Raw genomic sequence first — 10,000 nt, 5'->3', positions numbered from 1 at the left:
TGGTATTTTGGCTCCCACGGGTACTCCTGTTGATCAGAGTGTGCATATTCCGCTGCAGGGCATCGAAGCTATTCATTTGGGCTGGCAGAGCGGCGGTATGCCAGCGCCTGGTAAAAGCATCAGCGCAGAGCAAAGTTTGAGCATGGATTTAGAGCCAAAAGTAATCACTGCTTACATGCTAGGTTTAAAATCGAAAATGGCGACTTTTACGGTGCAGCGTCAGCTCAACGAGTTTAAAGCCGAGCCACTTTCAGCCATTTTGCCTGGTGTCGCCCTGGCTGAACTCTGGCAGATGCTCAGTATGGTAGAGAACATGCTGCTGCTGATCACCGCTTTAGTCATAGTGGCCACTTTGGTTGGAATAGTGACCACCCTATTGGCAGGCCTGAAAGAGCGACAAAGGGAAATGGCAATATTAAGGGCTGTAGGTGCACCTGCATCTACAGTATTTTTATTGATAGAGCTGGAACTACTCCTGATGGCTTTATTGTCTATAGCTGCCGCGTTACTGGTGCTGGTCGCCGGGCTCTGGGGATTCCGTGAATTGCTGGCCAGTCAATATGGACTCTTTATCAGTATAAACCCCTGGCATGATCAGACAGCACTGATGTTAAGTGCAGTATTAGCACTGACAATGCTATTAGGTGCTATCCCTGCTTTTCTGGCTTACCGCCGGGCATTGGCTTCAGGTTTAATGGTCAGGCTTTAACCGTTAATTCAGTAAAGCCTTTATGGGCTTTGCTGAATTTTTTGCTGTTGTTTTAGCTAGATAGCGCAAAATTTTTCAAGCCTATTTGGTATTTGATGCTGGGATTTGTTTAATCCTTTGTTATAGTAGACTTGCACTTACAACCAACCAATGACTGAGCATGACCCCAGAGCAATCGACATTAGAACAACAACTGGCCAAGCTTCACCAGCAATACATGGAGCGACTGCAAACCGATATCCCAGCGCTGGCCGTTCAGGTAAGCTCCTTAGTCACTTTATCAAGTCAACCTGACTGGCGTGCTGCCGTACTGCCGCTGAAGCATAAATTCCATACTTTAGCTGGTTCAGCCGGGACTTTTGGTTTACCTCAGTTGGGGAAGCTGGCAAAAAATCTTGAGCTGCAGTTAAAAGAGTGGATGGCCGCAGATACTGCCCCGGATCTGAGCGAAATTAATAGCTTTATGACGCTGTTCCAGCAGGTGCAATATGCCCATCAGGTTGGGCATCAGGTGATGAATCTGAGTTCTTCAAAACCAGATATGTTGCATGACCACAAGGCGCTGATATATGTGCTGGAAGACGACGAAGAGACGGCCAATCACCTGATGTTGACTCTCGCTACTTTTGGCTATCAGGTGCAAAGTTTTAAACGTATTGTGCAATTAGATGAAGCCCTGAAAATCCGCTTACCTGATGCGCTCATTCTGGATATCTCTTTACCTGATGAAGCGCAAAGTGGTTTGGAGTACATAGCTGCTTTTCAACAAACCTTAACCGAGTCAATTCCAGTACTGGTGTTAACCAGCCATAACAGCTTTGAACACCACCTGCAGGCCGTTCGCATAGGCGCCCGCGGTTATTTTGTGAAGCCGTTGAATACCACAGCTTTAGAAGCCCGTTTACAGCGTTTATTGGCAATACGTGGCCGTGAGGCTTTTCGGGTGCTGATAGTGGATGATGACCAGCTGTTAGCCGAACATTATGCGCTGGTGTTGCAAGGCGCTGGTCTGCGTGCAGAAATTTTGCTGGAGCCGGCAAAAATTTATGAAGGACTCAGCAGATTCCGCCCTGATGTTATTTTGCTGGATGTACTGATGCCTGGTTGCTCAGGACCAGAGCTGGCGCAGTTGATACGATTGCAGGACGAATGGCTGAGTGTGCCTATTATTTACTTGTCGTCTGAGACAGATGGCGAACGGCAACTGGCAGCTTTAGTTAAAGGTGGCGATGATTTTCTGACCAAACCTATTACTGACACGGCTTTGATAGTTGCGGTCTTTGCCAGAGCACAAAGAGCAAGGCAACTGGCTGAAATGATGACCAAGGACAGCCTGACCGGGTTGTTACAACATTCCAGAGTCAAAGAGCGTTTAAGTCATGAGTTACAGCGCAGTGAGCGCACAGGTGAGCCTTTAAGCGTGGTGATGTTGGACATTGATCACTTCAAAAAGGTCAATGACAACTATGGCCATCTGATTGGTGATCAAGTGATCAGTAGTCTGGCCAATTTGCTTAAGCAACAACTACGTAAAACGGACATTATAGGCCGTTACGGTGGTGAAGAGTTTTTACTGATCCTGGCCGATTGTGATCAGCAGCAAGCCTTTACTTTGGTTGAGCAGTTACGTCAGTCCTTCGCCAGTTTGCCCTTCAGTTTTGATTATGCAAATTTCCACTGTACGTTCAGCGCTGGTATTTGCCAGGCTAAAGCTACAGTAGATACAGACCAGTTGATTGATCAGGCAGATAAAGCGCTGTACAGCTCAAAACATGCAGGTCGTAATCAGACTCAGCTGTATCAGGCGCTGGAATAGCAGCTTTAGCTTGAAAGACCCGCTGAACTCAACAGCCCTTTACAGGGCTGTTGTTGTTTTTACCGGTAGCAAATTTTTTAGTTGTTGCAGCAGTGCAGGTAAGTCAATCCGGCTTTTTGCCAGAACTAAATCCACCTGATGGCGTTGCTGCTGATTTAGTTCCTGTGCGGACCAAATCACCACTGGGGTTTGAAACTGGTGCTGAGCAAGATGGGGCAATAATTCCAGGCCAGAGCCATCGGGCAAACCAATATCCAGTATGACTAAGTCAAAGCTTTGGTTTTTCAGCAAATGCATTGCGGACTTTAGGCTGGTAGCCTGCACTGAGGAGGCAAAGTCTGCTAAATGTAATGATAAGATCTGACCCAGGTGGGGATCATCTTCCACATGCAAAATTCGGGTATTGTGTTGATTATTGGTGCCGAACAGGCCCGCGACTTTCTCCAGCAAAGAGGAGGCTGCTATAGGTTTATCCAGCCAATCCAGTGCATGGATGCCGCCCAGCAATACAGGGTGATCGTCTTTGGAATCAGAGCTGATGATTAATACCGGTGTGTGTATGTACTGACGGCGGCTGCGTAGCTCGGCAAAAAGTGCTGAACCATGGCCGTCGGGCAAGTTCAAATCCAGAGTAATGGCATGGTACTGTTCCTGATCCAATGCAAAGATAGCTTGGTGAAGACTGTTGGCGCAATGAGCCTGATAGCCTTGAGTACTTAACATCTGCACTATAAATTCAGCTACTTGTGGATCATCTTCCACCACCAGTATTTTAGTTTGATGCAAACTTCCCTGTGTTACCTGCGCAAAACTAAGGTAAAAACAACTGCCGACAGGCGACAGATTGTAAAAACCAACTTTGCCTGCCATATGTTCAGTCAGTTCTTTGACTATAGACAAACCTAAGCCTGTACCTTCAGTTTGTCTGCTGTCTGCACCGTCTGCCTGCGAGAATTTCTCAAAGATGTGAGCTTTAAATTCCTCAGCTATGCCCGGACCTTCGTCTTCCACTTCGATCAGGACAGCCCCCTCTGTTAATGAAGACTTCACCTTTACGCTGGAGCCTGCAGGTGAGAATTTAGCTGCATTGGACAATAAGTTCGCCATGATCTGCTGGAAGCGCATCGGATCGACCATCAGTGTAGCGTCTTGCTGTTCCGCCAGTTGCAATGTAACCCCATATTTATTGGCATAAGGTTGATTGCTTTGTATCGCTTTTTCCAGCAAATCACTGATCTGACACAAACTCAGCTCAAAATGCATTTTACCCGCTACCAGTTTATCGATGTCCAGTAGATCGTTGATCAATTGGCTGAGTCTGGAGCTGTTGTCTTTGGCGATCTCTAACATCGATAACATAGTTGCAGGTACCTGGCCTAAAACTCCGCCAGTGACCAGAGCCAAAGCTCCTGAAATAGAAGTGAGCGGTGTGCGCAGTTCATGACTGACCATAGAGACAAACTGATTTTTCATCTGCTCTATACGGCGTCGTTCGGTAATATCCTGAATAATTGACCAAATTTGTTGTTCACCTTCGTGATTTTTAATCAACACACCAGTGACAGAGACAGGCACCAGATGACCATCACTGTGGCGCAATTCCTGCTCCAGCGGCCCATAACGAGCATTCATTTGCAGCTGTGTCATCTGAGTTGTAGATCCACAGTCGTACCATGTCGCAGTGACGGTTTCAGCAGCAGCCGAATGTTGTTTATACCCCAAGATCCGGTAAAACTCCGGATTGGCTTCAATAAAAGCGCCATCAGTAAAGCGGTTCAGAACTATGGCCAAAGGGGCCATTTTGTACAAAGATGATAGTTTTTGTTCACTGGCACTTAATGCCTGTCTGGCTTCATGTTGTTCAGTGACATCCCAGATAAAACCATCTATATACAACAGTTCTCCCTGATCGTCGTAAATGCCCTGACCCAGCTCCTGTACCCAGCGTATGCTGCCGTCTTTGTGATAAAGCCTGTATTCAACGCTAAAGCGCTGCTGTTTTGCTAAAGCTTGCTGCACAGTCCGATTGGTATGTTCTTTATCATCCGGATGATTCAGGGTTGCAAAACTGACTTCTTTACTGAGGATCAACTGATGAGCTCTATAGCCAGTCAACTGAAAGACCTCGTCGCTGATAAACAGCATGGTCCAGTAAGCGTCGTTCCGGCAGCGATATACCACACCAGGCAAATTATCCAGCATAGAGCGATAGCGTTGTTCACTGAGCAACAAAGCATGGTTCAGTTGCTCCAGTTGAGTAATATCTATAGCGACACCTAAAAAACCACGGATAGCGTTGTGTTCATCCCGCATAGCAGAGACGCTCACCCTGACTTGTTTGCGATCGCCATTTTTACAGATATAAGTCCATTGTTTGGTTTCGCTTTGGCCCCTGCGAGCGGTAAAAGCAAAAGTTTCAAAGCCTTTAATAGGCTGATGATAAAGTTGGCTAAGCAATCTGGCGTGAGCGTCTATTTCGGTTGGCTCATGAAATAATGCCGGGCTGTGTTTGCCAACTAATTCATCCGCGCTGTATCCCAACATACGTTCCGCGCCAGTGTTAAATAACTGAATAGTGCCGTAGGGATCAGTGGAGATCAGCGCAACTTCGGTAGACGAGTCGATAATGGCTTGCAACCAGGAGCGGGTTTGTAAAATCTCAGTTTCTTTTTGCAGTGACTCAGTCACATCCGCATGGATACCGAACATTAAAAGCGGTTGGCCTTCAGCCGTCCAACTCATCACTTTGCCTATGGCATGAATCCAGACCCAATGCCCGGCCTTGTGCCTCATTCTGAATTTGCTGTCGTAGTAGGGGGTCTGCTGAGCAAAATGCTGCTCCAGCAATTCAGTGCAGCGCAGTAAGTCTTCCGGGTGGGTTAACCTGGCCCATAAGTCGACTGAGGTCGTTTGCTGAGAGGTTAAACCTAGCAGGGTAAACCAGCGTTCATTGTAAATGGTGATGCCTGTTTGCACATTCCATTCCCAGGTACCGAGGTTCGAGCCATTAATAATGGCGTCCATGCGATTGTGTTCCTGCTTGATCTGCAACTGCTGCTTATGCACTTCCGTCACATTGGCTGCAATGATCACAATGCTTTCTACTTCACCTTGAGGGTTTTTCTGCGGCACAAAATTGATATCAAAAATCTGACCATGGGATTCGGCTGAGCGAAAATGCGTTTCTTCTCCGCTCAGGCAAATGTCAAGCCAGGGCTCGGCTTCTGCAAAGGCCTGGTCACCAAACACCTCGCGTATGCTTTTGCCCACCGCAAGGTCTGGGTCTACGCCAAACCATTCTGCGTACTTTTGATTACAAAAAATGTAACAAAACCTAGTATCAACCTGACCCAGTAATAAAGGTGCATGTTCTATCACAGTGGTTAATGTGCGTTGCTGCTGAAAGTAAAGCTCTGCTTTTTGCCTGGCTTCCAACAGTTGCACTGCTTGCAGTCCAAGTAAGGTTAAGCTGTGTTGCTGCTCCACAGTCAGCTCTCTGACTGCAGTGTCGACGACACACAAAGTACCAAGCACGGCGCCATTGCTTAAGGTCAGCGGGGCTCCGGCGTATAAACGTATGCCATCTGGCTTGGTAACGTCCGGATTGTCGGCAAAACGAACGTCTTTACTCGCATCTGAGACGTACGTCAGTTGGTGTGGTGTTAGCAGGCTATGAGCGCAAAAGGAAATGTCTCTGGCGGTTTGTTGATGGTCAAAACCAAGCTTGGCCTTAAACCATTGCCTGTCTTTGTCCACTAAGGTTAATACGGCATAAGGGGTTTGGCACAGCTGACTTGCCAACTGAACCAAAGCGTCAAAAGCCGCCTCAGGTGCTGTATCAAGAATATTCAGCGCATGAAGAGTAGCTAAACGTTCAGCTTCATTAGAAGGTAAATTGGCCCGCATAATTACACTCAGACTGGAGCAGTAAATTCAGTGTAACTGCAAATTTAGGAGCTTATAAATAAAAAGCTGAAATAAAGCAGTTATTTAGCCAGTTCGTTTCTTTTAGTCCTTCAGCTTGTACTGGAAGGGAATGGCCAGACTAAGCCGGCGGAATTTACCTGCGGTCTGACTGAAAAGCCGCAGTAGCGCAATGACAAATGCTGAAAAATCAGCCAGCATGCTAAAGCAGAGCCGGATTTTTTCAACTGTTGTCCTGCCACGTCATAAAAAAGGAGAAGTTATGTTGTTCAGAATACTGTCTTTATGTCTGCTGCTATCGGCCAGTGCCCTGGCTTCAGAAGCAAAACTGCTAAGAGCTGACTATCAAAGCAGCGTTGATGGCTTAAAGCGGCAATATTTTGTTTATTTACCCGCGGGTTATCAGCAAAAGGCTGCACAAAAATGGCCTGTTTTACTCTTTTTGCATGGCAATGGCGAACGGGGCAATGGCTTGGATGAGCTGGATTACACTTTAGTTCACGGCCCATTGTACGAGGCCTGGATCCAAAAACGTGACCTGCCTTTTATTATGATAGTGCCGCAGTTACAGATGTTTGATATGGGCAGCAGGCCTTACATCGCCAATCGCAGCAAAGCCGATATACCCAAGCGTTTAGCCGAAGGTGTGCCACCACGCCCTGTGATGTTCCCTTCGGACAAAGCCATAGCTCCGGCCAAAGTGGTGACTGATATTTCTCAAGTGCCAGTGCTGTTGCCCAATGGCTGGGAAAAAGCCGAGCAGGATTTATTGGCCATGCTTGCGGCCGTAGATAAAAACTACAATACGGACACCAAAAGACGTTATATCTCAGGCATTAGCTACGGTGGTTTTGGCACCTGGTATATGGCCAGCAAACACCCGGACTTATTCGCTGCTGCAGCGCCCGTAGTGGCATGGGGCCATCCGGATTTAATGCCGCCTATAGCCAAAGCCAAGTTACCACTTTGGGTGATAGCAGCAGGCCGGGATTCGGCTATTAACAAAGATAATATCTACCCTGGCATAGAGACCCTGCGCCAGTTGGGCCACACCAATGTGCGTTTTAGTATGCTTGAACAGGCCGAACACGACGCCTGGCGCCAGGTGTACGAAGGTTGGGATATTTATGGTTGGTTGCTGGGGCAGGGGAAGTAGGGGTTTAGTCAGCGCTTGGGTTACTTGGTAAAGCAGAAGGCTATCGCAAGGTGGCCTTTAAGGTCCAGTGAGCCAGTTCTCAGTTCTTAAGCCCGCAACCCGTTCAAATTCTTTGAGATTATTGGTAACCAGCACCAAGCCTTCGCTTCTGGCGTGGGCTGCAATATGTAAATCATTGACGCCGATAGTCTTACCCTGCCGCTCAAGTGTTGCTCTGATGTCACCATAGTGGGCTGCAGCTTTATCTCCGTACGGCAGAATTTCCAATCGCGAGACGAAATCCTCGACCTGACGACGGTTATGCTCAGGTAAGGTACTTTTTTCCACACCATGGCAAAGCTCTGCAAAAGTGACTGAACTGATACATAAAGTTCCTGCGAACTTATTAAAAGTGTCCAGTACTTCCATTGGGCGACGTTTAATCACATAAATACAAATATTGGTATCCAGCATGTATTTAATCATTAAAACGCTTCCCGCTCGGGTTGCTCCTGACTGGCGCGCTCGGTCATAAAATCATCAGTGACCGTCTGAGCTTGCATAAAGAACGAGTCCCAGCTATTGCTTACAGGGGTTAGAATTCGGTCTTGCCCAACTACACGCACTATGACTTTTTTAACCGTTTCAGGAAAACGAGCTTCAACTGGCAAGCGTACAGCCTGAGTGCTGTTATTTTTAAATACAGTACCTGTTTCCATCATTCATCCTCTATTCGTTTATAGGGAAAGCATACACTCAAATAGGTAGATACTCAAGGTATCTACCTTTGGGGCATTCTCATTTGTTGGTGTAACCGAGGGGCTGTTGTTCAGTGTCAGAAACCTTTAAATTATTTCTTAGGCGGGTTTATCTGTTGATTGGCTCTACGAAAAAGGTCTAGGAAAGCCAGTGTTTGAGTCTATGATTCTCTCGAGTTGTTTCGGGTGGTAAACTTTCATGCCGCCGTTTGATGGGAAGTCAACAGAATGTCTGGTTTGGGTAGTGTTTTTAAGTACTACAGTTTTAGAAAAAAGGTACTGGATAGCTTCAGGGAAGAGTCGATCTATTTTAGTCACGTTGATCAGTTCAACGACCCTTTTGAGGGTAGGTTAGGGATTGTTCAAGCCCAATTCGACGAGGCTCGTGAGAACCAGATCTCGATTTTGGCAGAGTATTTTTCTGGCGGAGTAATCAAGCAACTGCGTTGCAACGAACACAATTTCAATAAGGCGTACGACCTTTCGAGATCTATGGTGGGTCAGAGTTTAGAACTTCCACTTCAGGATCGGATGGGCGTTGTTTGTTTTACTTCAAACCATGCTCACAGTGATGGACTCCGTGCAACAGACTCAGAGCGACCTGAACTGAACAGACTGATGTGGTCGCACTATGCAAGCTGTCTTGCCGGGTTCTGTGTTGAATTCGACCCAGTTGTTCTGCTTGAGGGTTTTCGGAATCTTAACCCTGGTCTAACCCACGACCACTTTGACTTGCAATGCGTCCAATACACCGAGAAGCGTTTTCTGCTTGATGCTATGGATACTGTCGAGCGATACGCTATTGAGGGAGGTAAGCGAGCTGACTTCGTTCATTGGCTCGAGCAGACAACACAGGCCTATTTTCAGAAGTCTGCGGCTTGGTCATACGAAAGGGAAGTTCGGATTGTCGGTGTCGACCAGGCGAGGAAAAAGGTCAAGTTCTCCGCTTCAGCAATCAAGAATGTGTTCATCGGTTACAGGATGCAGAAATCAAAACAGACACAACTTGTTGCTCTATTCAAATCTCTGGGGGTTGATTCCTTCATGCGAGTCCGTCTAGCTGAAGACAGCTTTCAGTTGACCGCAACACCAATGTGACAGACCTTAAAGTAAAGATTAGTGACAGGTCTTTCCCTTTGCCTCTGGCTTTTGTGGCTAGTTTTGTATGATGGCAACTCAGTGTCTTGCTGCGACTGACGGCAAAAGGCCACCTTGCGGTGGCTAGTTAGTAGGGGGATTTATTCGCGGCTTTGCCGCTCACCTCTCGTTTGGCAACGAGAGGCCGCCCTTTAGGCGTTGTCTACGCTTGCTGCGCAAGCTCCGGCTGAACCCCGAACTGTTGTTCGCGTCCGCCGCGAAACCACAATAAAGCAAAAGGCCACCTTGCGGTGGCCTTTTGCTTTATTGGTGGAGCCGGGGGGATTTGAACCCCCGTCCGAAAAACCTAGATCGTCGGTACTACATGCTTATCCAGTTATTTAGTTAACCCTATGAGCGCCAGCTGGCAGGCTATCGTCGGGCGAGTCCGATTGGTTTTAGCATTTTGGCTCCGGACAAAGCCGCCATGCGATCCTGTTAGGGGTGATCTCCCAAAATCCCGGCTTACAGGCATGCGCGGGGGGGAGAGCATCTACTGCTTATTAGGCAGCGATTGCGTA

The 10,000-nt window shown here is 47.4% G+C and carries 7 protein-coding genes and 1 other RNA gene; 4 read left to right on the top strand and 4 right to left on the bottom strand.

What is annotated here, in order from left to right; genetic code table 11:
* Both LDL40_RS13850 and LDL40_RS13845 read left to right on the top strand, forming a co-directional pair.
* On the top strand, positions 1-709 hold a 709-nt coding region (locus LDL40_RS13850), incomplete at its 5' end, for an FtsX-like permease family protein (protein ID WP_300995971.1).
* Positions 710-869: 160 nt separating this feature from the next.
* On the top strand, positions 870-2,525 hold the full coding sequence (locus LDL40_RS13845) for a diguanylate cyclase (RefSeq protein WP_300995970.1): 1,656 nt from the start codon (positions 870-872) through the stop codon (positions 2,523-2,525).
* Positions 2,526-2,564: 39 nt separating this feature from the next.
* Here LDL40_RS13845 and LDL40_RS13840 read toward each other — a convergent pair whose 3' ends face one another.
* Positions 2,565-6,431, bottom strand: coding sequence for a PAS domain S-box protein (locus LDL40_RS13840; protein WP_300995969.1), 3,867 nt, complete (start codon positions 6,429-6,431; stop codon positions 2,565-2,567).
* A 280-nt stretch (positions 6,432-6,711) separates the two neighbouring features.
* On the opposite strand from LDL40_RS13840, the gene LDL40_RS13835 reads away from it, so the two are divergent.
* The gene (locus LDL40_RS13835) at positions 6,712-7,605 is read left to right on the top strand and encodes an alpha/beta hydrolase-fold protein (protein ID WP_300995968.1); all 894 of its coding nucleotides are present in this window, start codon (positions 6,712-6,714) and stop codon (positions 7,603-7,605) included.
* 57 nt (positions 7,606-7,662) lie between these two features.
* Here LDL40_RS13835 and LDL40_RS13830 read toward each other — a convergent pair whose 3' ends face one another.
* Together LDL40_RS13830 and vapB are read right to left on the bottom strand one after the other, a co-directional pair.
* Positions 7,663-8,067, bottom strand: a complete 405-nt coding sequence (locus LDL40_RS13830; RefSeq protein ID WP_367304330.1) for a type II toxin-antitoxin system VapC family toxin — start codon at positions 8,065-8,067, stop codon at positions 7,663-7,665.
* 2 nt (positions 8,068-8,069) lie between these two features.
* Entirely contained in the window at positions 8,070-8,303 is a 234-nt protein-coding gene (vapB, locus tag LDL40_RS13825) for a type II toxin-antitoxin system VapB family antitoxin (RefSeq protein ID WP_300995966.1), read from the bottom strand.
* A gap of 267 nt (positions 8,304-8,570) precedes the next feature.
* On the opposite strand from vapB, the gene LDL40_RS13820 reads away from it, so the two are divergent.
* On the top strand, positions 8,571-9,440 hold the full coding sequence (locus LDL40_RS13820) for a DUF2971 domain-containing protein (RefSeq protein WP_300995965.1): 870 nt from the start codon (positions 8,571-8,573) through the stop codon (positions 9,438-9,440).
* Between the two features lie 307 nt (positions 9,441-9,747).
* Here LDL40_RS13820 and ssrA read toward each other — a convergent pair.
* Positions 9,748-10,000: a transfer-messenger RNA gene (gene ssrA / locus LDL40_RS13815) on the bottom strand; the annotation flags it as partial.

It is taken from the genome of Rheinheimera sp., from assembly GCF_020217005.1.
Lineage (GTDB): Bacteria > Pseudomonadota > Gammaproteobacteria > Enterobacterales > Alteromonadaceae > Pararheinheimera.
Note: the sequence above shows the minus strand (reverse complement) of the source record. Positions and strands in the feature narration are given on the sequence as shown.